Here is a 25,910-nt window from a genome sequence, read left to right as displayed (position 1 = left end):
GCCGCGCGGCTGGGAACCGCGCGCGGATCGACGGCGAAGAGATTGCGCCCGGTGGGCAGCACATCACGGCGCCCGCGCCAGGGCGAGCCGGCGGGGCCGGGGGCGACGAAGCGCCCGTCGAGCGCGGCGATCAGCGCCGCGCGCTCGCCGTGCGGGGAGGCGGCGAGCGCATCCGGATCGAGATTGTCGACGCGGTCCGCGTCAGTCGCCCGAGCGGGGGCGCCGAAGATGTGGAGGCCGTCGGTGAACTGGGTTTCCTTGATGTCGCAGACGAAGGCGTCGACGCGCGCGATCGCCTCCTGCTTGCAGGTTTCCGGCGTAATCTGCAGATCCTCGACGATCTGCGTCGCTTGCGCGGCCTCGATGATGGCGTCGACGAGCCGGTCGCGGCGGCGCGGGTCGAGCCCGTCGGCGGTGGAATACTCGTCGAGCAGGCGCTCCAGCCCGTGCAGGGCGTCAGGCATCACGCCGCTGCGCACGGGCGGCGTCATATGGCCGATAGTGAGGGCGCCGATGCGCCGCTTCGCCGTGGCGGCCTCGCCGGGATCATTGACGATGAAGGGGTAGATTACTGGCAGCGAACCAGTCAGCGCCTGCGGCCAGCATTCCTCACTGAGCGCCACGGCCTTGCCGGGCAGCCATTCCAGCGTGCCATGCGCGCCGAGATGAATCAGCGCGTCGATGGCGCATGCATGGCGCAGCCAGAGATAGAAGGCGACATAGGCGTGACGTGGGGCGCGGGCGAGATCATGATATTCCTGCGCGCGATCAGCGTTGTTGCCGCGCTCGGGCTGGAGCGCGGTGATCATTCCGCCATGCTCAAGCGCCCGGAAACGGAAGGCACCGTCGCGGCAATCCGGATCCTCCTCCGGTGCCCCCCATTGCGCGTCGAGCGCGTCCCGCAGGCTCTGCGGCAGGGTGGCGAGCGCGGCGCGATAGGCTTCAAGCGGCCAGCTGATGCGCGATGTACGCAGCGAACCGACGAGGCCGTCGCCATCGGCGGGTGTCTTGCCCGTCATATAGCCGTGTTCGGCGAGGAGTCCGTAGAGGCCGACGGCGCTCGCCGGCGCATCAAGGCCGATCGCATGGGCGTGCTGGTCCTCGCGTCCGGGATAGGTCGAGAGGATGAGGGCGAGGCGAAGCTGCTCGGGCGACTTGCGGCGCAGATTGACCTGCGCATGCGCTTTTTCAGCGAGCGCGGCGATCTGGCCGGCATCGGCGCAATGGGCGCGGCGTGCGAAGCCGAGATCAGGGTCGCGCGCCTCCTGCTCCTTGAAGGAGACGACGCCCGCGAAGATGCGGCCATCGACTTCCGGCAGCACCACATGCATGGCGAGATCCGCCGGCGAGAGCCCGCGTTCGGCCTCGCTCCAGGCCTTGCGGTCGGAATTGGCCAGCGCCACCTGCAAAACCGGCGCATCGGCGATATCGAGCGGCGTGCCGCCATCCGCATCCATGCGCGCGGAGAAGGCGGTGGCGTTGATGATCACGTCCGGTTCCAGCCGCGCCAGATGCCGGCGCAGCCAGCCGGCGGCATCGGGGGCCTTCAGGCTGGGCACGAAGATGCCGAAGGAATCGAAGCCGCGTTCCTCGAGCGCTGCGATCATCGCCTCGACCGGGCCGGTATCGGCGGCGGTGAGAAAGGAGCGGTAGAAGATCACCGGCGCGAGCGGGCGCACACCCGCGCGCGGCAGGGCCAGCGGGCAGATGATGCCCGTGCCGGGACGGAAGAAGCCGACCGGCGCCATCGCCTTCACGCCGATGACCGGATCGGCATACAGCCCGCCGGCAAGCGCCAACTGGGCGAGTGCTGCATGGGCCGCACCCTGTCCGCCCTGATCGCACAGATGCGCGATGCGCCGCAGGGTCGAGACCGGCAGGTTCGAAGCCGCATCGAGCCGCTCGTCCGGGCGGCCATCAGCCGGGATGACCGCGAGTGCGATATTCTCGCGCTCCGCCAGCTTCTGGATCTGCTCGATCCCGTAGGACCAGTAATCCACCCCGCCGAGGATGCGGATCAGGATCGCGCGCGCCCCCGACAGGGTGTTCTCGCAATAGGTATCGACGGAGAGCGGATGGATCAGCGATGCGATATTGGCCAGACGCAGGCTCGGCATCCCCTCGCGCGCCGCCCGCCAGGCAGCGGCGAAGGCGCCGAGATCGCTGTCGGAGAAAGACAGAACGACGAGATCGGCCGGGCTCTGCCCCAGATCCTGGGGCGCGCCGGCTTCTTCGAGGCCATGGCTTTCGCGAAAGACGACATGCATCGCTAAAACCCGCTCAGCCGTTGAGCACGGATTCGATGGCCGTGCGGTTGATGTGATCATGCTCTGCGATCACCACCAGCCGCGAGGCGCGCTCTTCCTGCGGCGCCCATGGGCGGTCAAATTGGGTGCGCACGCGCGCGCCGACGCCCTGGACGAGGAGCCGCATCGGCTTGCCGGGTACCGCGACATAGCCCTTCACGCGCAGGATGTTCTGCTCGCGGGCGAGACGCTCGACCCGCGCCACGATCTCATCGGGCGACAGCCCCTCGGGAAGCGTGACGATGATGCTCTCGAAATCCTCGTGATCATGTTCGTGGTCGTGGTCGTCGTGATGCGAGGGCCGCGCGGCGAGATCGTCCTCCGCCGCCTTGTCGAGACCGATCAGAACGCGCGGATCAAGCCTGGCCTCGCTGGCTTCGAGGATAGGCACCGGACGCGGCGCTTCCTTCTCGATCACGGCGCGGGCGCGGGCCATGGCATCTGCATCGACGAGATCGGCCTTGTTGAGAATGACGAGATCGGCGCAGGAAATCTGGTCCTCGAAAAGCTCGGAGAGCGGCGTCTCGTGATCGACGCCCTCATCGGCGAGACGCTGGGCCTCCACCGCTTCGGGATTGGCCGCGAAACGTCCCGCAGCCACCGCCTCGGCATCGGCCACGGCGATCACGCCGTCCACAGTGATGCGCGACCGCAGATCCGGCCAGTCGAAGGCCTTGAGCAAGGGCTTCGGCAGAGCGAGGCCCGACGTCTCGATGACGATGTGATCGGGCTTTTGCGGCAGCTTCATCAGCGCTTCGATCGTGGGCACGAAATCATCTGCGACGGTGCAGCACAGGCAGCCATTGGCGAGTTCGAGGATCGAATCCGCCGGACAGTTCTCGTCGGCGCAGGATTTCAGGATGTCTCCGTCAACGCCGACATCGCCGAATTCATTGACGATCACGGCGAGCCGCAGGCCCTGCGGGTTTTGCATCAGATTGCGGATCAGCGTCGTCTTCCCCGAGCCGAGAAAGCCGGTGATGATGGTGACGGGCGTCTTGCTGACCGAAGCGGCGAAAGCGTTGCTCATGCGGATTGGTCCTCGCTGGCGCGGGCCGGTGTGGCGGCGGGCGCGGCGGAATGGGAAGATGAAGGCGGGAAGGGCGGGATCCGGGCGATCACCCCCTTGCGGAAGATCTGCGGGCGCGCGCGCCAGGGCACGATACCGTCATCGGTGCCGGCATAGAGCGTGGCGCCGGCAATGATGTCGTCGATGCTCCCGACCGGATCGAGATCGCCATAGACGTAGCTCCAGCGCGTCGGGCTGGTCAGCCCCACGGTGCAGGCGCGCTTGCAGTTGGAGAGACATTCGACGCCCGCCAGAATGAAGGGCGCGTCGTCGGGCAGGGCGGCCGCGAGATTGTCATGGAGGTGCGTTCCGGCGCGCGGTCCCTCCGTCTCGATGATCTGCCCCTCGGCATCGCGCTGCCGGCAAGTGAGGCAGACATGCAGGATCGGGCGCATGTCTGGCTGATATGTCGTTTCGGGGGCGGCATCCGTGCCGCGCATATCGTCTTGGCTCATGGTGTCGTGTCCAAACCTCGAAAACCGGCAGAACCCGGCATTCGCGTCCGGCAACGGACCTGCGCCCCGTCAGCCGATCAGTTTCCCCGGTGCACCCCGCCCGGATCGATCATCATTGCAGGCGACGGCAGGTCTCCTGGCTCACGGGTCATCGCCGCCAGCTCCTTCCCGGCCATGGGCCAGTGGTTCACGCTGGAAGCTCGCCGCTCACAGTTGCGGGGGCAGCTCCGGCACGGATATGGCGGGACGAGGCCCGCATATCCTTCCGGCATTCCCTTGAAAGCCGCGCCCGAAAGCGCAGCACCGTCGGCATTTTCAATGGTCTAACGGAGCGCGGGGCGATGTCAACCGAGGGCTGCCCGCTCCGCGCCCGCTTCGAAATGGCTCAGCTCTTCGTGTCGTGGTCGTGATCATGATCGTCGTCATGATCGTGATCATCGGCGCCCACCGGCGCCTCGACGCCGACCTCGGCGGTGATCGCGCCGGCTTTTGCGAATTCGAGCAAGATGTCGAAATGATCGCCTTCGCGCAACACGCGCTGGACGTTGGGCAGGACCAGCGTGATACCGCCCTGCTGGAAGCTGATGGTCTGCCCGGGGGCGATTTCAAGTGTCGGCGCCTCGACAACGCGCAGGGTGCCGTTCTTGACGGCCGGGGCCTGAAGCCTGCCGTGGCCGGTGAAGCGTGTGGTGGCGGCGATGAGTTCATCGCCTTCGAGGCCGGTATTGTCGATGGTCAGAAAGACCTCGATCGCGTCCGAAGTGGGGCTGGTAGCATGGGTCCACAGATGGCTGACGATAATGCTGCCGGACTGGTGGACATCCCCGCCGTCATGCGCCTTTGCCGATGTAACCATGCTGGCCGTTGCGATGATGCTGGCGGGCATGCCGAGCAGGAAAGCGGCGACGAGCGCCGTGAGGAACTTGTTCATCATTATTCTCCCACGAGGACTCCCGCCCTCGTCGATCAGGGTTGCTTCATGTCGGCAGGTCTCCTGGCTCTCGGGTCATCACCGCAATGTCCGCCTTCCCGGTGCGTGCGGCACCAGTGGCTTTCGGACGGGCTCACCGATTACAGTTGCGGGAGCAGCACCGGTCTCGCACCGGCTTCCCTGTTTGGCCCAGAACGGGCACCGACCACGGCAAGGGGCCACAGGGACCGGGGCGAGTCAATCGGGCGCCCCGCATGACGAGGCCGATCGCGCCTGTGTCAGTATGGCGCGTGAAGGACCAAATCCCTGTCAGATATCGAAGAATACGGTCTCGCGCGGGCCTTGCAGAAAAATCTCGAAACGGTATGTGCCCGGGTCCACTTCCTGCGCGATCAATGTCGCGATGCGCTCGCGATGCTCGATTCGGGCGAGCACCGGATCGCCGGAGAGATCATCCTGTGGAAAATACATGCGCGTATGCAGGCCCAGATTGATGCCGCGCGCGACGATCCAGAAGCCGATATGCGGTGCCATCAGCGTGCCACCCGGCCCCGAAACCGCACCAGGGCGGATCGTCTCGAAGCGGAATTCGCCGGTCTGCGGATCGGCTGCGCAGCGACCGAACCCGGTGAGGAACGGGTCCCCGTTGCCGCGCGGATCGCCGCGCCCGGGATGAATGCCTTGCGCATCCGCCTGCCAGATCTCGATGAGCGCGTCGCGCAGGGGCGCCCCCATCCCGTCATGCACGCAGCCGGTGATGCTGATGCGCTCGCCGCGCGTCTCGTCGCTGATCATGATGGCGCCGAGATCGGCATGCGGCCAGTCGAGCCCGGCTGCGCGCGGGGTGCAGCCGATATGCAGATACGGCCCCGCCGTCTGGGAGGGGGTTTGCTTGAGGTAATCCGGTCGATCCTGCATCAGGTGCCCTCCGGACGGTTCTCGAAGAAGGTGGCGCGGCGACCGCGCAGGACGATGTCGAAACGCCAGGCGATGGCGTCCATCGGCTGCGTGGCGCGCATGTCGAGCCGCGCGGTAAGCGAATCGATGGCCCGTGGGTCGGGGATGGTGTTGACGATCGGGCAGAGCCCGATCAGCGGATCGCCCGCGAAATACATCTGCGTGATCAGCCTTTGCGCAAAGGCATGGCCGAAGACCGAGAAATGGACATGCGCGGGGCGCCAGTCATTGGCCCGGTTCGGCCAGGGATAGGGGCCGGGCTGGATGCTGCGAAACGCATAGCCGCCCTGCTCATCGCTGATGGTGCGCCCGCAGCCGCCGAAATCCGGATCGAGCGGCGCGAGATAGCCGTCCCGCTTGTGGCGATAGCGCCCGCCGGCATTGGCCTGCCAGATCTCGATCAGCGCATCGGGCACGCCGCGCCCGTCCTCGTCGAGGATGCGGCCATGCACGATGATGCGCGGGCCGATCGCGCTGTGGCCGGCGCGGGCGTGGTTCATGGTCAGATCCGCGTCATGCGGGCCGATGATCTCGTGGCCGAAGACCGGGCCGGTGAGTTCCGACAGGGTCGCCGGCATTGCGACAGGCGGCTTTTGCGGGCTGCGCAGCACACTCGACTTGTAAGCGGGTGTCAGGGCCGGCGGATGGCGGGAGGTATCGCGTTCGGTATAGCTCATGAGCCCGCCTCATCCTGCGCATCCATTTCGGCGAAGATCTCTTTGGCGATCTTCAGTGCGTGGTTGGCGCGCGGCACGCCGGCATAGACCGCGACATGCATCAAGGCCTCGCGCACATCCTCGCGGCTCGCCCCGGTATTGCGCGTGGCACGCAGATGCAGGGCGAGTTCCCCGTCATTGCCGAGGCCAGCGAGCAGGGCGATGGTGACCAGCGAGCGCTCGCGCGGCGTGAAATCCGGGCGCGTCCAGAGCATGCCCCAGGCGGAGCGGGTGATGAAATCCTGAAACGGTGCGTCGAAATCGGTCTTGCGCGCCTCGGCGCGATCCACATGCGCATCGCCGAGCACCTTCCTGCGCACGCGCATGCCCTCATCGTGCAAATCACTCATTACAGCTCTCCCCTTGCGTGCCCGCGATCTCATGCGGTGATGCGACACCGGCTCGCGGGACATTGTTATTCGTCCCCTTGCGCGACAGATTAGGCGTGTCGGCGGCGCCTGTCATCGTTTCGATGCGACATCGGATGTGGCGGCAGGTGCTTTCGCGGCGCGGCGCTTTGCGCTATGCGACGGTCGAGATCGAGGAGGGTGAGCGGTCATGGCGAGCGGCAGGTTGCGTCTGGGTGTCAATATCGATCATGTCGCCACGGTGCGTAACGCCCGCGGCGGCCCCCATCCCGATCCGGTGCGCGCGGCGCATCTGGCCATCGAGGCCGGGGCCGACGGCATCACGGCGCATCTGCGCGAGGATCGCCGCCATATCCGCGATGCCGATATGGAGCGGCTCATGGCGGAAATCACCAAACCGCTCAATTTCGAAATGGCGGTCACTGATGAGATGATCGCGATCGCCACCCGCCTGCGCCCGCATGCCGCCTGCCTCGTCCCCGAGAAGCGTGAGGAGCGCACGACCGAGGGCGGGATCGACCTTGAGGCGCGCCCGGGCGCCCTGCGCGATGCGATTGCGGCCTTGGCCGATGCGGGATGCCGCGTCTCGCTCTTCGTCGAGCCGGAAGAGCGCGTCATGGATGCCGCGCGCGCGCTCGGGGCACCGGTGGTCGAACTGCATACCGGGCGTTATGCGGAACTCTGGCTCGCTGGCGACGAGGCCGGTATCGCTGGCGAACGCGACCGGCTGCGCCGCGCGGCGGCGCATGGCGCGGGTATCGGGCTCGAAATGCATGCAGGCCACGGGCTCACCACGGAGAATGTCGGCCCCGTCGCGGCGATCGGGGAATTCGTCGAGCTCAATATCGGCCATTACCTGATCGGCGAGGCGATCTTTTGCGGATTGCCGGAGGCAATCGGCGCCATGCGCGCGGCAATGGATGAAGCACGATCGGGGCAATCCGCATGATCGTCGGGATCGGCTCGGATCTGTGTGATATCCGGCGCGTCGAAGCCTCGATCGCGCGCCACGGCACCCGCTTCACGCATCGCGTCTTTACCGAGGGTGAGCGGGCGCGTTGCGAGGCGCGTGTCAATCCCGGGCCCTGCTATGCGCGCCGCTTCGCTGCGAAGGAAGCGGCGGTGAAGGCACTCGGCACCGGCATTGCCGAGGGGGTGTTCTGGCGCGATATCGCGGTGGTCAACGATGCGGCGGGACGCCCCACGCTGGAACTGACAGGGGGGGCTGCCGTGCGGCTCGCTGCGCTGATCCCGGAAGGCCATGAGGCGCATGTCCATGTCAGCCTCACCGACGAGCCGCCGATGGCGCAGGCCTTCGTGATCATCGAGGCGCTTGTGAAGACGTGACGTGCCGGGCGCTCGTCACGGGCGCGGATACTCCATGTAGAGGGCTTGCGGATCATAGCTCGCGAGGATTTCGGGCTGCGCGATCGCGCAGCGCGCAAAACCCTGTCTTTGCCAATAGCCCGTGGCGGGGCCGGTGCTGATCAGCGCGATAACCGGGAAATCCGCGAAGGCCTCGCGCTTCAGCGATGCGAGCAGCACGGCTGCATCGCCCTTGCCGCGCTGCTGTGGGGCGATGGCGAGGTCGTGGATATACAGGCAATCGGGATCATCGGGCAGTGCGCCAATCAGGCTATCGAGGGCGGGCGGGGCGCCACGGCGCCAGGGATGGGCCAGGAGGTAGCCACGAAGGTCGGCGCCGGCGGCTAGAACGCGGCACCATTGCGGGGCGAGGGCGAGTCGCTCGCGCGCGATCTCCGGGTGCTCCGGATAGGCCGCGTGGACTTGCTTCGAGAGAGCGAACACCGCTGGAAGATCGGCATGCGCCATCCGGCGCCATGCGTCCCGATTGCGCGTATCGGCCATGCTGGCCCCCACACCGAACCGATGCGCCGGGCCTCGCGGGCCCGGCGATATCACGGTTGCGATCAGAACGACTTGACGATCTCGTCGACCATCTTCTTGGCGTCACCGAACAGCATCATGGTGTTGTCGCGGAAGAACAGCTCGTTCTCGACGCCGGCATATCCCGAACCCATGCCGCGCTTGATGAACAGCACGGTCTTGGCCTTGTCCACATCGAGGATCGGCATGCCGAAGATCGGCGATTGCGGATCGGTCTTGGCGGAGGGGTTGGTCACGTCGTTGGCGCCGATCACGAAGGCGACATCGGCCTGGGCGAATTCGCCGTTGATATCCTCGAGCTCGAAGACTTCGTCGTAAGGCACGTTCGCCTCGGCCAGCAGCACGTTCATGTGACCGGGCATGCGGCCCGCCACCGGGTGGATGGCGTATTTGACCTCGACACCCTCCGCCTTGAGCAGATCCGCCATCTCGCGCAGGGTGTGCTGCGCCTGCGCCACCGCCATGCCGTAACCCGGCACGATGATGACCTTGGCGGAGTTCTTCATGATGAAGGCCGCATCATCCGCTGAACCCTTCTTTACGGGCCGCGTTTCGACGCCACCGGCGGTCGCAGCATCTGTCTCGCCGCCGAAGCCGCCAAGGATCACGGAGATGAAGGAGCGGTTCATCCCCTTGCACATGATGTAGGAGAGGATCGCACCCGACGAGCCGACCAGCGCGCCGGTGATGATCAGCGCCAGATTGCCCAGGGTAAAGCCGATACCCGCCGCAGCCCAGCCGGAATAGGAGTTGAGCATCGATACGACGACCGGCATGTCAGCGCCGCCGATCGGAATGATCAGCAGGATGCCGAGCGCCAGCGCGACGATGACGATCAGCCAGAAGACGATGGCGCTCTCGGTCGCGATGAAGATGCCCAGCAGCACCACCATGGCGATGCCGAGGCCAAGATTGATCGCATGGCGCGCCGGCAGCATGATCGGCTTGCCGGACATGCGACCGTCCAGCTTGAGGAAGGCGATGACCGAACCGGTGAAGGTGAGCGCGCCGATGGCGCAGCCGAGCCCCATCTCGAACAGGGTGACACCGGAAATGCTCCCGGGTGCGCCCAGATCGAAGGCCTGTGGCGCATAGAGCGCAGCCGCCGCGACGAGCACTGCTGCCATGCCGACCAGCGAATGGAAGGCGGCGACGAGCTGCGGCATCGCCGTCATCGGCACGCGCCGCGCGATCACCGCACCGATGCCGCCACCGATGGCGATCCCTGCGATAACCAGCAGCCAGCCACCAAGCGAGGGATTGGCATAGACGAGCGTCGTGGCCACGGCCAGACCCATGCCGACCATGCCGTAGAGATTGCCCTGGCGAGAGGTGGTCGGATGTGACAGTCCGCGCAGCGCCAGAATGAACAGGACGCCCGAGACGAGGTAAAGCAGATTTGCGATATTGGCGCTCATCCCGTCAGCCCTTCTTCTTGTACATGGCGAGCATGCGCTGGGTGACGAGGAAGCCGCCGAAGATGTTCACGGAGGCCATGACGAGGGCGAGGAAGCCGAAGACCTGTGCGCCCCAGCCAGCGCCGCTATCGGTCATCGCCGCAGCGGCGGGCATGCCCACTGCAAGAAGCGCACCGACCACGATCACCGAGGAAATCGCGTTGGTCACTGACATCAGCGGGGTGTGCAAAGCGGGCGTCACTGCCCAGACCACGTAATAACCGACGAAAATGGCGAGCACGAAGATCGCGATTCGAAACACCGTCGGATCGACGCCGCCACCCGTGGCCACCGTCGCGGCAGCCGCCAGCGAATCGGCATAGCCTTGCGCCGCATCCGCCGCCTCGCGTGCGACTTCCGCCGCCGCCTGCGCGCGTTCCAGCGCCTGTTCGGGAGTGAGGTCCGTCATCGTTTCCCCCCTCTGTCCTTATGCTGCCGCGCTCACGCGTCCGGCTTGAAATTGGGATGGACGATCGCGCCGTCACGGGTGAGGAGCGTCGCCTTGACGAGCTCGTCCTCCCAGTTCACGGCAATCGCCTTGGCCTCCGTGTCGATCAGCGTCTCGACGAAGGCATAGAGGTTCTTGGCGTAGAGCGACGAAGCGCTCGCGGCGAGGCGACCGGGCATGTTGAGATGGCCGACGATCTTGACGCCCTGGTGCTCGATCACGTCACCCGGCTCGGACAATTCGCAATTGCCGCCGCGCTCGACCGCGAGATCGACGATGACCGAGCCGGGTTTCATGGATTCGACCATGGCGCGATCGATCAGGACCGGCGCAGGCCGACCCGGGATCAACGCGGTGGTGATCACGAGATCCTGCTTGGCGATGTGGGCGGCGACGAGCTCGGCCTGCTTGGCCTTGTATTCGGCGGACATTTCCTTGGCATAACCGCCCGCCGTCTCAGCCTGTTTGAACTCTTCGTCCTCGACGGCAACGAACTTGGCGCCAAGGCTCTCGACCTGTTCCTTCACCGCAGGCCGCACATCGGTGGCGGAGACGACGGCGCCCAGGCGGCGCGCCGTCGCGATGGCCTGCAGACCGGCCACTCCGGCCCCCATGACGAAGGCGCGCGCAGCGGGAACGGTGCCGGCTGCGGTCATCATCATCGGCATGGCGCGGCCATATTCCGCCGCCGCGTCGATCACGGCGCGATAGCCGGCGAGATTGGCCTGGCTGGAAAGCACGTCCATAACCTGCGCGCGGGTGATGCGCGGCATCAGCTCCATGGCGAAACCGGCAATGTTGCGCCCGGCCATCTCGGCCAGCGCATCCTGCGCGCCATAAGGGTCCATGATGGCGACGACGATGGCGCCTTCCTTGATGATTTCGAGCACGGCGCTTTCCGGGCGGCGCACGAGCAGAACGATATCCGCACCATCCGCAGCCGTTCCGGGGCTCGCCGCGATCGTCGCGCCGACCGCCTCGTAATCGGCATCGGTGACGCCGGAAGTCAGGCCCGCTCCGGCCTGAACGACGACATCCGCTCCGAGCGCCTTGAACTTCTTCACCGTGTCCGGTGTTGCGGCAACCCGGCTCTCGTTCGCCTCGGTTTCCGTGAGTACGGCGATACGCATGCAATACCCCCCTCGCATTGAGCCGGGACCGGCAGGCGGCGTCACGTCGGATGCCGGTGGGGCGTGCACGTCCTGTTGTCGGTGCCGCTACCGGATCTGCGTTACGCGCCCCATCCCCTCTGCCGCCGCTGGCGGAGACCGCCCCGCGACATTCGCAACAGGCACCGTTGCCCGATGCTCTTCATCATCTTCCCGAGCCTGATTCGCCCGCCCTTCCTGCTCCGCCCCATATGGCACACCCTTGCCAGGGTGCAAGACGATGCGAACGGATCAGCCGGTGTTCAGATCACCAGAAAATGAAGAATCATGAGCCCGAACACGGCTGCCGGTGCCTTCCAGGCAACCGTGCGCGAAACGGCGCCAATGGTCCCGGCCACACTCGAAAGCACGACATAGACGATCGCGGCGACCCAGGCGCCCTTGACCCCGCCGAGGGCGAGCGCGAGCACCCAGCATAAAACGACGAGCGTGGACAGAGTGGTGAATTCCACGAACCCGTCATAGGTTTTCTCGTGGATTTCCCCATCCATCTCGGGCCTGTATTCCTCCGTCGGACGACGGTTCGTATCCGCCATGGCAGCCATGTCCTGTTTTTCCTACTGAAACTGTCCATCGGCTTTAGCCCAACCGGGCGCGTCTCGCAATCCATTGATGCGTCGCAAGTGCGGCTTTCGACAGGATAGATCGCAAATCCCGGTTCGGTGTGTCACGCCGGCATGGGCTGCAGGCCCGCGCGCGCAAGCGCCACATTCTGCCGCTGTGCGAGGGCTTCGATGTCGAAACGGGCGATTTCTTCCTCGAACAGCTGATGATAATTCAGTTCTGCGCGCAGATGCAGATAGACGGCGCCCAGCCCGATCGCGGCACGATCCATGAAGACGAATTCCCGCGGCACCGTCACGGGACCCTTTTCCTTGAGCGCCCGGTGCACCTCGAAGGCCTGCCGGCGCCCGTATTCACCAGGCTTCACGCCATCGGCGATGGTGCGCACGCGATCCTCCAGCAGCGGGCCGTAGATGAAGCGCGCCCAGATGTTGAGGATGTCGATCAGCTCGTTGGTCAGCCCCTTGAAGCCCCAGGTCTCGTAGGCATGCACCGTGCGCTCGCGGTCATCATGCTGGAGGCCACGATAGAGATCGACGACGCCGCTGACGAATTTCGGTGGGAAGATCCGGATGCAGCCGTAATCGAGCAGGTTGATGCCCATCGGTTCGCCGGCTTCCTCGAACACCGTGTAATTGCCCAGATGCGGATCGCCGTGGATCACCGCCGCATGGCTGAACGGGTGCCACCACGCCTTGAACATGGCGATGGCCAGCCGGTTGCGGATCTCGATCGGACCGTCCTTGTATTCGAGGATCCGCTTGCCCTCGAGCCAGCCCAGCGTCAGCAGGCGTCTTGTGGAAAGATCGGGATGCACGGACGGTACACGCACGGCATCGACGCCCTGCAGGGCGTCGTCATAGAGCGCGACATGTCGGGCTTCGCGCGCGTAATCAAGCTCCTCGCGCACCCGCTCGCCGATTTCCGTGGCGATCTCGCGGGTGTCGATGGCCGGATCCATGCGCCGGTGGATGGCGAAGACCATGCCGAGCTGACGCAAATCCGCCTCCACTGCGGATTGCATGTCGGGATATTGCAGCTTGCAGGCGAGCGGCTCGCCATCCCTTGTGGTGGCGCGATGAACCTGGCCGAGCGAGGCGGCAGCCGCCGGTTTGAGGTCGAATTCGCCGAAACGCTCACGCCAGCCCGCGCCGAGTTCCGTCTGCATGCGGCGCTTGACGAAGGCGGCGCCCATGGGCGGGGCTTCCGATTGCAGCTTTTGCAGTTCCGCCGCATATTCCGGCGGCACCGCTTCCGGGATGGTGGCGAGCAGCTGCGCCACCTTCATGATCGGCCCCTTGAGACCGCCCAGCGCCTGGGCGAGCGCGGCTGCGTTTTCCGGATTGGCCTGTCCCTTGGTACCGAACAACCGCGAACCTGCGGCACGCGCAGCAACCGCGCCCACATTAGCGCCCACGCGCGCATAGCGGGTTGCACGGGCTGAAAAACGGTTTGCTTCGCGATCACGCGTGCTCATGCGGTGGCCTCCGGCGCGGTTCTGGAACGACATCCATCAGATAGCGTCAGAGCGTCCCATGAGAAGGGGAGGCGTCACCGCGCGGCGGGCGGCTGCGCTTCCTGACCATCCTGCCCAGCCTCCGCATCCGGCGGCAACACGAAGACCTGGCCCGGATAGATCAGGTCCGGATTACGAATCTGATCCTGATTGGCCTCGAAGATCTCTGTGTAGCGGATGCCGCGCCCATAGACTTGCCGGCTGATGCGCCACAGGCTGTCACCGCGCTCGACCGAGGCGGTGGACAGTTCCGGGACGACCACCGTCGCTTCGCGGCGCTCTCCAACGGTTGCCGGCGCCTCGGGAGACGATTCGGCTTCAGCGGTCGTGCCGAGCGACGCGTCGGCAGATTCGGCTTGGCGTTGCGGCTCGCGCGCCGCGCTGTCCTGAGCCTCGGTGAGCGCAGCCTCTGTCGCCTCAGCCTCTGTTGCCTCGGACGCGGTTGCCTCGGACGCAGTTGGAGGGGATCCGGCCTGCTCGGCCTCGGTAGCCTGCGCGGCTGGAGGTGTCGGCGCGCCTGCTTCTGCAGCGGGAGCCGGTTCCGGCTCCGGCAGCGCCGCCGCCACCGCCTCGGGAACGGTGAATGCGACCTCGGCACGTGAGCGCACCGTGCCGGTCTCCGGATCGACATCATCGAGCCGCACCTGATAGCGCCCGGGGCGCACACCACGCCTGATGGCGAAGGAGACATCGCCTTCCTCATCGGCCTCGGCCCGTGCCACCAGCGTGTCGTTCAGATAGAGCCGGATCGCCGCCTGCGCCTCAGCCTCGCCGGAGACGAAGAGCCCGCCCCCGGTCTCGGCCTCGACGGCGACGATGCGCACACCGGGACGCGCACCGACGGGCTGCGCCGTATTGTCGGCGTCCGGATCGATTGCGGCGACCGCCGTCTCTGTTTCGTCGGTCGGCATTGCGTCGCTTTCGGGCATGGCCGTCTCTGCAGCACCAGGCTCGCGCAGCGTTTGCTGTGCGACATCCGCCCCGGAGGCGTTGATATCTTCCGGTGACCCGGCAACGTCATCGGGCTCGACCGCGTCGCGGGTCGCACGCACGTCCGCTGGCGCTTCGGAGGACGTCGTTTCCTGCGCAGCAATTTCGGCAACCTGTACCGGTTCGGGACGCGAGAGCACTTCAGTGGGGCGCCCGGGCGCCGTGAGCGCTACCATCGGCATGCGCGCACGCTCGGCATCGACGATGATGGTGACGCTTTCGCGTGACGTCAGCACGTTGCCCTGCGCATCGGTGGCGCGCAGGGTGACATCGCTGGTCCCGGTCGGGAATGGCCTGGGAATGAAGACGAAGGCGCCGGAGGGTCCGGCAAAGGTTTCGTCGTAAACCTCGCCGTCGCGCAGCAGAGCCACATCGCCTTCCGGCGCATCGCGCCCGGCAATGACGGCCTCGCCCGTGGGTTCGACGCGGATCGTATCGAAGGCCGGCAGGCGCGGCAGCGCGATTTCCGGCTCCGCTTTCGGCGCGGGGGCGGCGGGATCGCCGAGGGCGGCGACATCCTCCTCGATCAGTGTTTCGACCTGCGCGGTGTCGGCATCGCTTTCCGCAAGGGCATCTTGCGCCACGTCTTCAATGCCGTCGCGGGTCGCTTGCGCAGCTGTCTCATCTGTGGCCTGCGTGCCACTGACCGCATCGTCGGATGGTGCCTGCCCGGCTTCTTCCGGCTCCGCCTCGACCTGCGCCGTCTGGTCGGCAGGCGCCTGCACCCCGGGCTGCGACCGCGCGGCTTCCTGTGTGGCGACAGATTCCCGTTGCGCGACGGGCGCGCTACGCTCATCCTCGCTCATGACATACCAGAGCCCGCCCGCTGCACCGGCAGTGGCGATGAGCCCGGCGAAGAAGACGGTACGAGACAGACCAAGGATCACGGCGCGGTCTCCAATGCGGTTGCGCCAATCCGTTGCGGCGCAAAAATACGCGTAGACGGCAAGGGTTTACACGGTTCAGCAAGGCGTGAAAACGGCTAAATGCAATGGTTTGGCCAAACTTGGGACAAAAACGGACAAAATGATGAATACCATCCGCTCTATATGTGTCTATTGCGGCTCCGGTTCCGGCAGTGATCCCGCCTTTGCCGAGGCGGCGAAGGCGCTCGGGCGCGCCATGGCCGCGGAGAATATCGGCCTCGTCTATGGCGGCGGCGCCGTAGGGCTTATGGGGACGGTCGCCCGCGCGGTGCTCGATCACGGCGGCCATGTCACGGGAATCATTCCTGATTTTCTCATGGACAAGGAGCGCACGCTGTCCGACGTTCAGGATACCATCGTCGTCTCCGACATGCATACCCGCAAGCAGATGATGTTTGAGAAGGCCGATGCCTTCGTCGCCCTGCCCGGCGGGATCGGCACGCTGGAAGAACTGGTCGAACAGATGACCTGGGCCCAGCTCGGTCGCCACCGCAAGCCGATCCTGATGTTCTCGGTCGCCGATTTCTACAAGCCGTTGCTGGTTCTGCTTGCCCATATGCGCCAGAGCGGATTCATCCGTGCCGGCATGGAGTTGAATTATCTCGTGGCCGAGCACCCGGACGACGTCATCGGCATGCTGCGCGATGCTGCCCGCCGACGCGGCGAGGGCGATGCGCATGACGAATCGCTGATCGAGAGCCGGTTCTGAGTGAGGCAGGGGCCGCAACGCGAGGGCGCAGGGGCGAGCGCGTATCAAGCCGCTTGCCTTCACCGCTGCCCCCGGCTAACCCTTCCTCAAGCATTGCCGGTGCAGATTCGGAGCGGTCACACGCGGACGTGGCGGAACTGGTAGACGCAAGGGACTTAAAATCCCTCGACTTCGGTCATGCGGGTTCGATTCCCGCCGTCCGCACCAACGGTCCTGACCCGGCCATGGCGTGCTTCGACGCTCATCAACGCCGGATCCTTCGCGATTGACGGATTTTCAACCTCGTTGGCCGAGCATGTTGACGTTGCGACATGGATCGCAGCGCCGAGATTCTGGTGCAGGATGGCGAAAGCAGTCGAGCGGGCGATCTGGTACATAGCTGTTTTGCTGATCACAGCGGTGTTTGCGGCGCTTGCAGGCGTCGCTTTCTCCGTATATGTCGCCGGTCAAAACACCGCACGCCTGACCGAGCTCAATCGGCAATTGCTGCACCGCTCGGAAATGGCGGTGGATTACGCGGTCATTTCGCTCGTCGCGGCGATGGAACGGGGGGCAACCGATTGCAGTGCCGCGTCACGCGCCGAGCTTCGCCGTCTGGTCTTCCAGCGCAGCTCGGTGAAGGACATTCACGTGGTCGGGCCCGATGGCGAGATCCGTTGCTCGGCCCTGCCGGATGCCCAGGAGCTGAACCTCGTCCCGACCGCGCTCACGGAGGGTGTGCAGGCCGGTAACCGGCGCGTTGCGCTCCATGCCCTTGATGTCGGCAACGGCCGTCAGATCGGCGTATCCTGGCGCCTGTCCTCGGGGACGGGCCTGCTAGCCTCGATGAATATCGACGCGCTGTTCTTCGACATCCTGCCGGGCGCCCTGCGCGATGCCGGGGAGGCGGTACTCACGCTCGGTGACGACGCGGCCTTCGTTTCACGTTATGCGCCGCCCGATGACGGCTGGGTGGCGCCCGAGAATGCCTTGTCCCTGCGCGAAGCCTCGCCGCGCTATCCGCTTGCAACGCAGATGCGCATCGATGACGCGCCCTTGCAATCCTGGAACATGGAGGCCCGGCCCCAAGTGACCGCGATCGGGGGCGGTTTCGGCTTCCTCTTCGCATTGATGCTGCTGCGTCTCCTGCGGCGCCCGCCTGACCCGCTGCGGGATATTGATGCGGCGCTGGCTGCCGGCGAGTTTCAGCCGTATCTTCAGCCGATCTTTGACATCACTGACAGACGGATCATCGGTTGCGAAATGCTCACGCGCCGGATTCGCGCTGATGGTACGGTGGTGACACCTGATCGCTTCATCGACCTGCTGGAGGCGAACGGTCGTATCGTGCCCATGACGCGCATGGTGATGCGCACGACATTGCGTAACCTGCATCCGCTGATCGCGCGCGAACCGGATTTCAAGGTCGCGTTCAATGTGGTCCCCGCCGACTTCCTCGGCCCGGATTTCGTCGATGAGATGGTCGCTCTGGTGACGCAGACGGGCGCAGATCCGCGCAATGTGGTGATCGAACTGACCGAGCGTCAGCAGATTTTGGATCTGGTTGCCGCATCGGGCAGGGTTTCGGCGCTGCGCAGCCGCGGCTTCAGGGTCGCACTCGATGATACGGGCACGGGGCATAACGGCCTTTCCTATATCCAGACACTGGGCGCCGATACGATCAAGATCGACAAGATCTTCGTCGATGCCATCGGCCAGGGCATTGCCGGGTCGGCGATCATCGAGACTCTGGTGAGCCTGGCTGCGGCCTTGTCGATGAGGACGGTCGCCGAGGGTATCGAAACCGAGGAACAGCGTGCCGCGCTGCAGGCCAGCGGTGTCGATGAAGGGCAGGGATACCTCGTCTCACGCCCGCTGCCGCTCTCGGAATTCCTCGCATTCGTGGCGCGCGCAGACACGAAGACGGCCAGGCGCGATGCCTGTGCCGCCTGACCGGTCCCGGGTTTCATGTGTGCGCTCAGCTGCTCGGCAATTCCGAAGCGCCGCCATGGGCCGCCGACCATTTCGCCGGCTCGTTGAGAAAGGTCTCGACCTCGCTGAGTGTGTTGACGTCGAAATATTCCATCGTCCGGGCCACGCGCAGAACATCCCACCAGGTCGCGAGCGCATGCATGGCCACGCCGTTCTCGCGCAACATGTCCTTGGTCTGGGGGAAAATGTCGTAATGGAAGACGACGAAGGCATGCTCGACAATCAGGCCACTCTTGCGCATGGCATCGACGAACTTGATCTTGGAGCGCCCGTCCGTGGTGAGATCCTCCACCAGCAGGACGCGTGAGCCCTCGATGAAATGCCCCTCGATCTGCGCGTCGCGCCCGAAACCCTTGGGCTTCTTGCGCACATATTGCATCGGCATCGACAGGCGGTCGGCGATCCAGGCGGCGAAGGGGATACCCGCGGTCTCGCCACCGGCAATCGCGTCGAGCGTCTCGAAGCCAACCTCGCGCAGGATCACCGAGGCGGCGAAATCCATCAGCGTGTTGCGCACGCGGGGAAAGGAGATCAGCTTGCGGCAATCGATATAGACCGGGCTCGCCCAGCCGGAGGTGAAGCGGAACGGCTCATCCGCGCGAAAATGCACGGCCTCCACTTCCAGCAACATCTTGGCGGTCATGTCGGCGATCAGGGTCCGGTCGGGAAAGCTGGTCATGGGGCACCTCGTCTGGCGGCAACGCGCATTCGCCGTTCCTGTGGCAGATGGCGGGGATCAAGGCAAGTCGCAAGCAGAAGGCACGCCGGAAGCTGTGGGTAACCGGCTCACGCCGCCTCGCTCGCGCCGACGATGATCTGGCGTGCCTGAGCCGGCGTCAGCGGCTCGCCGAAGAGATAACCCTGTGCGTAATCGCAGCCGAGTTGTGAGAGCTCGACGGCATCCGACTCTGTCTCGACCAGATCCGCGACGACTTCGAGCCCGAGATCCTGCGCCATGCGGATCACCGGCGAGAGCAGCGCCGAGCGCTCGCCCGAGGGCCGCTCGCGCATGAGGCTGCGGTCGAGCCGCATCATTTCGAGCGGCAGCCGCTCGAGATAGGCGAGCGCGCAATAGCCGGCGCCGAACCCGTCCAGCGTCATGCCGGCGCCGAGATCGCGCAGACGCACGAAGAGCTGTGCGGCATATTCCGGGTTCTCCATCACCATGCGCTCGGGAAAGGCGAGGCGCAGGCTGCCGGGCGCGACGCGAGCGCGCGCGAGAACATTCTTCACGTCCGAAAGCAGTTCGTGGCGCAGCAATTCCGGCGACAGGATCGGCGTGTTCACGAATATGGGTGGATCCACGTCAAGGGCGCCCTGCCAGAAATTCAACTCTTCTGCGGCACGCTCCATGGCAAAGGCCACGAGGTCACCGGCCGCACCGCTTTCCTGCGCGATCGCGGCAAAGACATCATTGGCGATGCGCCCCCGTTTGGGGTGATCCCAGCGCAGAACCGTCTCGAACCCGGCGATGGTGCGGTCCTCGAGCCGCACGATCGGCTGGAACAGGGCGCGGATCTCGTTCTGCTCCAGCGCGCGTGCGAGATCGGCAGCCAGTGGCAGATCCTCCGCCTGCACGCTGCGCAGGGTGGGGCGATAGACATGGGTGCGGTCGCCGCCCAGGCGCTTGGCCTCGGTCATGGCGAGATCGGCGTTATCGAGCATGGCATCGGGCTTCAGCGTCTGGGCGTCATAGAGCGCGATACCGATCGAGGCGGTAAAGAAGATCTCACGTTCGGCATAGGTGACGGGTGTGGAGAGGCTGCGCCGGACGGCATCGGCGAAGCCCATGATGCGATCGGGATCGCGCTCGCTGAGCAGGATCACGCCGAACCGGTCGCCATTGAGGCGCGCGAGAGTATCCTGCGGGCGCAGCAGCCGCGACAGGCGCCGCGACAATGTGAGGAGTATGGCATCACCGGCGGAGAGTCCCGCCTCCTCGTTGACCTGCTTGAAGCGATCGATGTCGATGACGATCACCGCCGGCGAATGCCGTGAATCCTGCGAGGCGAGGACGAGGGCGGCACGCAGGCGGTCATCGTAGAGGCATCTGTTGGGCAGGCCGGTGAGATTGTCGTGCACCGCATCGTGGAGGAGCCGCTCCTGGGCAGTGCGTGTATCGGTGACATCGGCAATGGTGCCGACCACGCGGATCACCTCGCCGTCACTGCCGATGACCGGGCGTGCCCGCAGCCGCAGCCAGTGATAAGGGCCCTGGCCCGAGCGCAGGCGAAATTCCTGCGAGATGCGTCCGCGTTTCTGCTCGATCACGGCATCAAGCGCGGTGCGGTAGCGATCCCTGTCGAAGGGATGGACCAGATCGAGCCAGTTCGCCACCGATCCCTGCAGCGCACCGCGCTTGAGAGAAAGCTGATCCTCGATCTCGGGGCTGACGAAGACGCGATCGGACAGCACGTCCCAGTCGAAGACGATATCGCCGGCGCCGGAGAGCGCGAGCGCACGCCGCTCTGAATCGCTCACCAGCCCCTGCGCGAAGGCGCCGCCCGCAAAGGCGTGCTGCATCACCGTGAAGCCGATCAGCATGACGATCAGGACCAGCCCGCCGATCAGCGCCTGCGAGACGAGATCCCCGGTGAGATAGCCCGTCACGGTAAAGCCGGCCGCGGTGACCCAGGCGATCAGCAGGAGCCAGGTCGGTATCAGCATCACCGCCCGGTCATAGCCGAGTGTGGCAAGATGCAGCACCAGCAGGAAGCCGATCCCGGCCACTGCCGCGATCGAGACCCGCGCCACCCCTGCCGCGACAGGCGGATCGATCACGGCGAGACCGACAAGCGCCGCGAGAAAGGCGAGCCAGAAAAGCGTGACGTAGCCGTAGCGGACATGCCATCGGTTGAGATTGAGATAGGCGAAGAGGAAGACGAGCAGGGTTGCGGCGAGGATCGCTTCGGCGGCGGCGCGGTATATCTGCTCGGCCGGCTCCTCCACGGGAAAGACGCGCTGGAAGAAGCCGAAATCGATTCCCGCATAGGCCAGCACCGCCCAGGCGATTGCGGCGGCGGCAGGGAAGATCACGGCGCCCTTGACCACGAAGACCACGGTCAGGAACAGGGCAAGCAGCCCGGCAATGCCGATGATGATGCCCTTGTAGAGCGTCAGCCCGGATACCTTGTCGCGATAGGCGTTGGGCTCCCACAGATGCAGTTGGGGCACCTGGGCTGCGCGCAATTCGCCGACATAGGTGACGGTTGCGCCGGGATCGAGGGTGATGCGGAAGACATCCGCCTCGGTGGAGACCTCCCGATCCGGGCGGATACCCTGGCTGGCGGTAATCGCGGCGATGCGCGAGGAGCCGAGATCGGGCCAGACCACGCCGGAATCCACCAGCCGGAAATGCGGTGCGACCAGCAATCTTTCGAGCTGTTCGGAGCTTTCATTGGTCAGTGCGAAGACGATCCAGTCAGGCCGCAACCCGGCTTCGCGCGCGGTAACGGCGATACGGCGCACAATGCCATCGGGCCCCGGCGCGGTCGAGATCTGGATGATGTCGCCATCGGAGCGGTAATGCTCGATCGCATCCGTCAGATCGATCGCCATGGTGGCGCGATCCACCCGCACGGCATCGACCGCATGAACCGGCGCGCCGAGTCCGATGATCAGCACGGCGAGAGTCAGTGCCAGGGCGAGGCTGTAACGGATTGCGGACAACGCTGGGCTACTTTCGTCTGGTGCGGCGGAGCGGGCCGGGGCGTTCTGTTGTGCCGGCAACCGCGAGCGGGGCAATGGCAGGGCCGTAACCCGGCACGCGGAAGCGGCCAGCAAAGCGGCACAACACGCCCGAATCAAGGCGCTGGCGATGCCTCTCTTCTCCGCTCATCAGCGCCCACCGGAGACGAGGCCCACTTCGATGATGTAATTCGAGCCCACCTGCGCCGGGACCGTCAGATTGTCCTCGACCAGTGTGAAGGTGCCCGAACTCGCTCCCTGCTCAACGGTCGCGGATGCCTGGACGCGGCGATCCTCGAAAGTTTCGCTGTTGTTGCGCAGAACGATCCGCAGTGGCGCATTGTAGCGCCCCGGTCCACCGCGCGGACCGAGCAGGGCACGGCCTTCGACGCCGAGGGTGATGATGAATTCCTGACCATCGGCCGAGACGACGCATTCCCGCGCGAGATTGGCGATGGAGATCTGTGAGCGCAGATTCTGGTTGGATTCGGCTCCGGCGTAATTGCGGATCGCGGCGCCGCCGGTGATGACGTCGACCTGCGGGCAGGGGGCGAATTCCGGAATATCGGGCACGAGTTCCGGTGCCGTGGTCGAGCCGAAGCGCACCAAATTGGAGAGCGGCGTGCCTTCCTCGGCCCTGATCACGCCATCCGGAGAAGCTGCACCCGCCTCTGCTCCGGGCGAGCCCGAGCCGCCGGGCAGGGCCGTGCAGGCGGCGAGGGTCGATACGACGAAGGCGACCGTCGTCAGGCGTCCGAACTGGGCCAGCATGTTCACTCCCGCTTCCTCATGCCGCAGATGGTGCGGCTCCCGATCGGATATCCGATCTCTGCGCATTGATAAACGCCGTCACTCCAGACTGTCGAATCCATCCGCGAATCCGTCCAGGGAGACAGGGATGCCGATACCCTCTTCCGGCGTCTGGAAGACGATGAACGTGGCCTCGTCTCCGGTGCGCAGCTGCCCGATCAGGGTTTCGTCCATCACCACCTCGGCGACGCAGCCGGTGGCCAGGCAGCGCACGAAGCCGGCGCGCCCCACATCCTCCTCGTCTATCAACAGGCCGAGACCCGCCGGCAGGAGCACGCCCAGGGGCGCGACCACGCGCAGCAGAATGCTCTCGCCATCCGCCGTCGGCAGCACGATTACCAGCAACGTCACGTTGGGGCGATCTTCTGCCACCACGTTCTGCACGATGGCGCATTGTTCCTCGGTCGCGCCGGCCGGCGTCTCGCAGCGCTTCTGCCAATCGGCGAAGACATCGCGCACAGCGCCCTGCGCCGTGGCCCGGTTCACCGTCAGGGTCAGTGCGAGTATGAGTGCAAGGGCAAAGACGACAATGAGCGAATGCCGCCGGGACTTGCCGTTCGATACTTGGAATTGACAGGACATCACCACTCCGATGGACGCGAACATCTGTGCGATTCGGCGCAGACGACGCCGGGCCACGGGACGGGATCACGCGATGGCGCGACCTTGTCAAGGCGCATCCGCCGACCGTTTCCGGCATTTCGCGCTGGCCACGCGGCAGGCACAGGCGACCTGGCCCCAATCGCCGATCCCTGCGCATTTTGTCGCAGTTTCGGCGGGTCGCCAAGCCTCTTTTCGCGCATATCTCCACATTCACACGACTTGTACGCCATCCGGCGCCGAATTTTGACGCAGCAGGACTTGGGGCGGGTGGCTGCGCTTTGACCGCAACGGATAACGGAGGCTTGGTCACATGCGACCACGATGACATTGCACTCATGGCGACATTGTGGTTTTGACTTGTATCAATGTGGAAGTCGTGGCTGTAAGGGCTCGCTTTTCCGGTGCGGTCTTGCTAAGCCCGCCGGGATCGTTCCGGGTTGCGGGACGGGCAGAAGGGTCGCGATGGCGCTGGGGGCGCCGCCCACCGAGCGAAGAATCGAAACGGAGCTTCGAAAGAACGATGCCAATGGAACAGACCGGATCCCGGGAAACGCGCCTGCGCCGCGCAATGTCGCGCCTCCTGGCGGGCGCTGCGGTCGGCATGGCCGCGCTGGCGGCGGCGGTACCGGCCGCAGCCGATGTCATCAACCAGCCGCAACCGTGGCAGATGGGCATGATGCCGCCACAGAGTGACGTGGCGCAGAGCATGGTAAGCTTCCACAATGGCCTGCTGTGGGTGATCACGCTGATCACGATCTTCGTCGGCGCGCTGCTGCTGATCTGCATCTTCCGCTTCAACGAGAAGAAGAATCCCAACCCGTCGCGTACCTCGCACAACACCATGCTCGAGGTGGCCTGGACGGTGATCCCGATCCTGATCCTCGTTGCGATCGCGGTGCCGTCTTTCCGGCTTCTGCGCGATCAGCTGATCATTCCGGAACCGGATGTGGTGGTCAAGGCGACCGGGCATTCCTGGTATTGGGAATACGAGTATCCGGAAGATCAGGGTGGTTTCTCCTTCATTTCGGCCATGCTCGAGCGCGAAGACGCCGAGGCCTCCGGCCAGCCCTATCTGCTTGCGGTCGACAACGCGATGGTCGTGCCGGTCGGCGCCAACGTGGCCGTGCAGGTGACGGCGCAGGGTGTGCTGCATTCATTTGCCATGCCGTCCTTCGGCATCAAGACGGATGCGGTGCCCGGGCGTCTGAACGAGACCTGGTTCCGCGCCGAGCGCGAGGGTATCTATTACGGGCAGTGCTCCGAACTTTGCGGTTCGGGTCACGCCTTCATGCCGATCGCGGTGCGGGTGGTCAGCGAAGAGGCCTATGCCGAATGGCTGGACGAGGCGCGCGCCATGTTCGCCTCCGTCGATGACGAGCGCCGGGTGGCATCGTCGGATTGACAACGAGCGGGCGTCCCGCGGGCGGCGCCGGGCCGATGTCGGGCTGCGGTGTCACGTGGCGCGTCGTTCGGTCGCCGGGGCGGTCGCGGGTGATCGCCATAGTTTAGAGAAACGTGGCAGCGATTCATCGCTGAAGAGGCTGCAAGAGGGCTATTCATCATGGCAAGTGTCGCCACCAATGCGCCGGGTCATGCGGAGGATCATCCTACGGGATGGCGCCGCTGGATCTATTCGACGAACCACAAGGATATCGGCACGATGTACCTGATCTTCGCCTTCATGGCCGGGGTCGTGGGTGGTCTGTTGTCGATCCTCATCCGGATCGAGCTGCAAAGCCCCGGGACGGACCTGTTCGTCAATCCGCAAATGTACAACGTCGTCGTGACCGGTCACGGGCTGATCATGGTGTTCTTCCTGGTCATGCCGGCCCTGATCGGCGGGTTCGGCAACTGGTTCGTACCGCTGATGATCGGTGCGCCGGACATGGCGTTCCCACGGATGAACAACATTTCGTTCTGGCTGACGGTTGCGGCCTTCTGCCTGTTGATCATGTCGCTGTTCGTCGAGGGCGCCCCGGGTTCACTCGGCTTCGGCGGTGGCTGGACGGTGTACCCGCCCTTGTCCACGATCGGCCATCCCGGACCGGCTCTCGACTTCGCGATCCTGTCGCTGCACCTCGCCGGTGCCGCCTCGATCCTCGGCGCGATCAACTTCATCACCACGATTCTGAACATGCGCGCTCCGGGCATGACGCTGCACAAGATGCCGCTCTTCGCCTGGGCGATGCTCGTCACCGCTTTCCTGCTGCTGCTGGCTCTGCCGGTGCTTGCGGGTGCGATCACGATGCTGCTGACGGATCGCAATTACGGCACGACCTTCTTTTATCCTGCCGGCGGCGGTGACCCGGTGCTGTTTCAGCATCTGTTCTGGTTCTTCGGGCATCCGGAA

General features: G+C 65.3%; 24 protein-coding genes, 1 tRNA gene and 2 riboswitches. Of the genes, 7 read left to right on the top strand and 18 right to left on the bottom strand.

Features of this window, described 5'->3' with window-relative positions; all coding sequences use genetic code 11:
* The 7 genes from VKP01_RS01295 to pcaC form a co-directional block, all read right to left on the bottom strand.
* The coding region (locus VKP01_RS01295) for a cobaltochelatase subunit CobN (protein WP_324409828.1) at positions 1–2,267 on the bottom strand (2,267 nt) is incomplete at its 3' end.
* Between the two features lie 13 nt (positions 2,268–2,280).
* The gene (gene cobW / locus VKP01_RS01290; protein ID WP_324409827.1) at positions 2,281–3,336 is read right to left on the bottom strand and encodes a cobalamin biosynthesis protein CobW; all 1,056 of its coding nucleotides are present in this window, start codon (positions 3,334–3,336) and stop codon (positions 2,281–2,283) included.
* A complete protein-coding gene (locus tag VKP01_RS01285; RefSeq protein WP_324409826.1) occupies positions 3,333–3,830 on the bottom strand; it encodes a DUF1636 domain-containing protein in 498 nt (165 codons plus the stop codon). The genes cobW and VKP01_RS01285 overlap by 4 nt, the downstream gene beginning before the upstream one ends.
* Before the next feature lie 109 nt (positions 3,831–3,939).
* A riboswitch (cobalamin riboswitch) is annotated at positions 3,940–4,153 on the bottom strand.
* A gap of 62 nt (positions 4,154–4,215) precedes the next feature.
* Positions 4,216–4,761, bottom strand: a complete 546-nt coding sequence (locus VKP01_RS01280) for a copper chaperone PCu(A)C (RefSeq protein WP_324409825.1) — start codon at positions 4,759–4,761, stop codon at positions 4,216–4,218.
* Between the two features lie 36 nt (positions 4,762–4,797).
* Positions 4,798–4,980: riboswitch (cobalamin riboswitch) on the bottom strand.
* A 90-nt stretch (positions 4,981–5,070) separates the two neighbouring features.
* Positions 5,071–5,679: a protocatechuate 3,4-dioxygenase subunit alpha gene (gene pcaG, locus VKP01_RS01275; RefSeq protein WP_324409824.1), complete on the bottom strand. Its 609-nt coding sequence runs from the start codon at positions 5,677–5,679 to the stop codon at positions 5,071–5,073.
* The gene (gene pcaH, locus VKP01_RS01270; protein ID WP_324409823.1) at positions 5,679–6,395 is read right to left on the bottom strand and encodes a protocatechuate 3,4-dioxygenase subunit beta; all 717 of its coding nucleotides are present in this window, start codon (positions 6,393–6,395) and stop codon (positions 5,679–5,681) included. Before pcaH ends, pcaG begins: the two co-directional genes overlap by 1 nt.
* A complete protein-coding gene (gene pcaC / locus VKP01_RS01265; RefSeq protein ID WP_324409822.1) occupies positions 6,392–6,784 on the bottom strand; it encodes a 4-carboxymuconolactone decarboxylase in 393 nt (130 codons plus the stop codon). Before pcaC ends, pcaH begins: the two co-directional genes overlap by 4 nt.
* Positions 6,785–6,992: 208 nt before the next feature.
* Here pcaC and VKP01_RS01260 point away from each other — a divergent pair, with 208 nt between their 5' ends.
* Both VKP01_RS01260 and acpS read left to right on the top strand, forming a co-directional pair.
* Positions 6,993–7,751, top strand: a complete 759-nt coding sequence (locus tag VKP01_RS01260; protein ID WP_324409821.1) for a pyridoxine 5'-phosphate synthase — start codon at positions 6,993–6,995, stop codon at positions 7,749–7,751.
* Positions 7,748–8,149, top strand: a complete 402-nt coding sequence (gene acpS / locus VKP01_RS01255; protein WP_324409820.1) for a holo-ACP synthase — start codon at positions 7,748–7,750, stop codon at positions 8,147–8,149. Before VKP01_RS01260 ends, acpS begins: the two co-directional genes overlap by 4 nt.
* 15 nt (positions 8,150–8,164) lie before the next feature.
* Here acpS and VKP01_RS01250 read toward each other — a convergent pair whose 3' ends face one another.
* The 7 genes from VKP01_RS01250 to VKP01_RS01220 form a co-directional block, all read right to left on the bottom strand.
* Positions 8,165–8,671, bottom strand: a complete 507-nt coding sequence (locus tag VKP01_RS01250) for a GNAT family N-acetyltransferase (protein WP_324409819.1) — start codon at positions 8,669–8,671, stop codon at positions 8,165–8,167.
* A gap of 62 nt (positions 8,672–8,733) precedes the next feature.
* Entirely contained in the window at positions 8,734–10,128 is a 1,395-nt protein-coding gene (locus VKP01_RS01245) for an NAD(P)(+) transhydrogenase (Re/Si-specific) subunit beta (protein WP_324409818.1), read from the bottom strand.
* A 4-nt stretch (positions 10,129–10,132) separates the two neighbouring features.
* Positions 10,133–10,576, bottom strand: a complete 444-nt coding sequence (locus tag VKP01_RS01240) for an NAD(P) transhydrogenase subunit alpha (RefSeq protein WP_074446415.1) — start codon at positions 10,574–10,576, stop codon at positions 10,133–10,135.
* 32 nt (positions 10,577–10,608) lie between these two features.
* Positions 10,609–11,745 carry a Re/Si-specific NAD(P)(+) transhydrogenase subunit alpha gene (locus tag VKP01_RS01235; protein WP_324409817.1) on the bottom strand — a complete coding sequence of 379 codons (1,137 nt, stop codon included), beginning with the start codon at positions 11,743–11,745 and terminating at the stop codon, positions 10,609–10,611.
* 281 nt (positions 11,746–12,026) lie between these two features.
* Positions 12,027–12,320 carry an aa3-type cytochrome c oxidase subunit IV gene (locus VKP01_RS01230; RefSeq protein WP_324409816.1) on the bottom strand — a complete coding sequence of 98 codons (294 nt, stop codon included), beginning with the start codon at positions 12,318–12,320 and terminating at the stop codon, positions 12,027–12,029.
* 131 nt (positions 12,321–12,451) lie between these two features.
* Positions 12,452–13,825 (bottom strand): AarF/ABC1/UbiB kinase family protein, encoded by a 1,374-nt coding sequence (locus tag VKP01_RS01225; RefSeq protein WP_324409815.1) that lies wholly within the window; start codon positions 13,823–13,825, stop codon positions 12,452–12,454.
* Positions 13,826–13,899: 74 nt separating this feature from the next.
* A complete protein-coding gene (locus VKP01_RS01220) occupies positions 13,900–15,741 on the bottom strand; it encodes a LysM peptidoglycan-binding domain-containing protein (RefSeq protein WP_324409814.1) in 1,842 nt (613 codons plus the stop codon).
* A 142-nt stretch (positions 15,742–15,883) separates the two neighbouring features.
* On the opposite strand from VKP01_RS01220, the gene VKP01_RS01215 reads away from it, so the two are divergent.
* The 3 genes from VKP01_RS01215 (at position 15,884) to VKP01_RS01205 (ending at position 18,421) form a co-directional block, all read left to right on the top strand.
* Positions 15,884–16,489 carry a TIGR00730 family Rossman fold protein gene (locus tag VKP01_RS01215; RefSeq protein WP_324409831.1) on the top strand — a complete coding sequence of 202 codons (606 nt, stop codon included), beginning with the start codon at positions 15,884–15,886 and terminating at the stop codon, positions 16,487–16,489.
* Between the two features lie 122 nt (positions 16,490–16,611).
* Positions 16,612–16,696: transfer RNA gene (locus VKP01_RS01210), tRNA-Leu, on the top strand.
* 135 nt (positions 16,697–16,831) lie between these two features.
* Entirely contained in the window at positions 16,832–18,421 is a 1,590-nt protein-coding gene (locus tag VKP01_RS01205; protein ID WP_324409813.1) for an EAL domain-containing protein, read from the top strand.
* A 25-nt stretch (positions 18,422–18,446) separates the two neighbouring features.
* On the opposite strand, the gene VKP01_RS01200 is transcribed toward VKP01_RS01205, so the two are convergent.
* From VKP01_RS01200 to VKP01_RS01185, 4 genes are all read right to left on the bottom strand, one after another.
* A complete protein-coding gene (locus VKP01_RS01200; RefSeq protein WP_324409812.1) occupies positions 18,447–19,139 on the bottom strand; it encodes an orotate phosphoribosyltransferase in 693 nt (230 codons plus the stop codon).
* A 107-nt stretch (positions 19,140–19,246) separates the two neighbouring features.
* Positions 19,247–22,129, bottom strand: coding sequence for an EAL domain-containing protein (locus VKP01_RS01195; RefSeq protein WP_414706486.1), 2,883 nt, complete (start codon positions 22,127–22,129; stop codon positions 19,247–19,249).
* A 168-nt stretch (positions 22,130–22,297) separates the two neighbouring features.
* Positions 22,298–22,918, bottom strand: coding sequence for a hypothetical protein (locus VKP01_RS01190; RefSeq protein WP_324409811.1), 621 nt, complete (start codon positions 22,916–22,918; stop codon positions 22,298–22,300).
* Between the two features lie 78 nt (positions 22,919–22,996).
* Positions 22,997–23,539 carry an invasion associated locus B family protein gene (locus tag VKP01_RS01185; RefSeq protein WP_324409810.1) on the bottom strand — a complete coding sequence of 181 codons (543 nt, stop codon included), beginning with the start codon at positions 23,537–23,539 and terminating at the stop codon, positions 22,997–22,999.
* A 547-nt stretch (positions 23,540–24,086) separates the two neighbouring features.
* On the opposite strand from VKP01_RS01185, the gene coxB reads away from it, so the two are divergent.
* Both coxB and VKP01_RS01175 read left to right on the top strand, forming a co-directional pair.
* Positions 24,087–24,962, top strand: coding sequence for a cytochrome c oxidase subunit II (gene coxB / locus VKP01_RS01180; RefSeq protein WP_414706485.1), 876 nt, complete (start codon positions 24,087–24,089; stop codon positions 24,960–24,962).
* A gap of 159 nt (positions 24,963–25,121) precedes the next feature.
* The coding region (locus VKP01_RS01175) for a cbb3-type cytochrome c oxidase subunit I (protein WP_324409809.1) at positions 25,122–25,910 on the top strand (789 nt) is incomplete at its 3' end.

The sequence above is a fragment of the Saliniramus sp. genome (assembly GCF_035311605.1).
Classification (GTDB): domain Bacteria; phylum Pseudomonadota; class Alphaproteobacteria; order Rhizobiales; family Beijerinckiaceae; genus Saliniramus.
This window is presented reverse-complemented; position numbering and strand designations above follow the sequence as displayed.

Coding starts and splice junctions, on each gene's coding strand:
- cobW (WP_324409827.1), bottom strand. CDS start 3,336: ATGAGCAACGCTTTCGCCGCTTCGGTCAGCAAGACGCCCGTCACCATC.
- VKP01_RS01285 (WP_324409826.1), bottom strand. CDS start 3,830: ATGAGCCAAGACGATATGCGCGGCACGGATGCCGCCCCCGAAACGACA.
- VKP01_RS01280 (WP_324409825.1), bottom strand. CDS start 4,761: ATGAACAAGTTCCTCACGGCGCTCGTCGCCGCTTTCCTGCTCGGCATG.
- pcaG (WP_324409824.1), bottom strand. CDS start 5,679: ATGCAGGATCGACCGGATTACCTCAAGCAAACCCCCTCCCAGACGGCG.
- pcaH (WP_324409823.1), bottom strand. CDS start 6,395: ATGAGCTATACCGAACGCGATACCTCCCGCCATCCGCCGGCCCTGACA.
- pcaC (WP_324409822.1), bottom strand. CDS start 6,784: ATGAGTGATTTGCACGATGAGGGCATGCGCGTGCGCAGGAAGGTGCTC.
- VKP01_RS01260 (WP_324409821.1), top strand. CDS start 6,993: ATGGCGAGCGGCAGGTTGCGTCTGGGTGTCAATATCGATCATGTCGCC.
- acpS (WP_324409820.1), top strand. CDS start 7,748: ATGATCGTCGGGATCGGCTCGGATCTGTGTGATATCCGGCGCGTCGAA.
- VKP01_RS01250 (WP_324409819.1), bottom strand. CDS start 8,671: ATGGCCGATACGCGCAATCGGGACGCATGGCGCCGGATGGCGCATGCC.
- VKP01_RS01245 (WP_324409818.1), bottom strand. CDS start 10,128: ATGAGCGCCAATATCGCAAATCTGCTTTACCTCGTCTCGGGCGTCCTG.
- VKP01_RS01240 (WP_074446415.1), bottom strand. CDS start 10,576: ATGACGGACCTCACTCCCGAACAGGCGCTGGAACGCGCGCAGGCGGCG.
- VKP01_RS01235 (WP_324409817.1), bottom strand. CDS start 11,745: ATGCGTATCGCCGTACTCACGGAAACCGAGGCGAACGAGAGCCGGGTT.
- VKP01_RS01230 (WP_324409816.1), bottom strand. CDS start 12,320: ATGGCGGATACGAACCGTCGTCCGACGGAGGAATACAGGCCCGAGATG.
- VKP01_RS01225 (WP_324409815.1), bottom strand. CDS start 13,825: ATGAGCACGCGTGATCGCGAAGCAAACCGTTTTTCAGCCCGTGCAACC.
- VKP01_RS01215 (WP_324409831.1), top strand. CDS start 15,884: ATGAATACCATCCGCTCTATATGTGTCTATTGCGGCTCCGGTTCCGGC.
- VKP01_RS01205 (WP_324409813.1), top strand. CDS start 16,832: ATGGCGAAAGCAGTCGAGCGGGCGATCTGGTACATAGCTGTTTTGCTG.
- VKP01_RS01200 (WP_324409812.1), bottom strand. CDS start 19,139: ATGACCAGCTTTCCCGACCGGACCCTGATCGCCGACATGACCGCCAAG.
- VKP01_RS01190 (WP_324409811.1), bottom strand. CDS start 22,918: ATGCTGGCCCAGTTCGGACGCCTGACGACGGTCGCCTTCGTCGTATCG.
- VKP01_RS01185 (WP_324409810.1), bottom strand. CDS start 23,539: ATGTCCTGTCAATTCCAAGTATCGAACGGCAAGTCCCGGCGGCATTCG.
- coxB (WP_414706485.1), top strand. CDS start 24,087: ATGGAACAGACCGGATCCCGGGAAACGCGCCTGCGCCGCGCAATGTCG.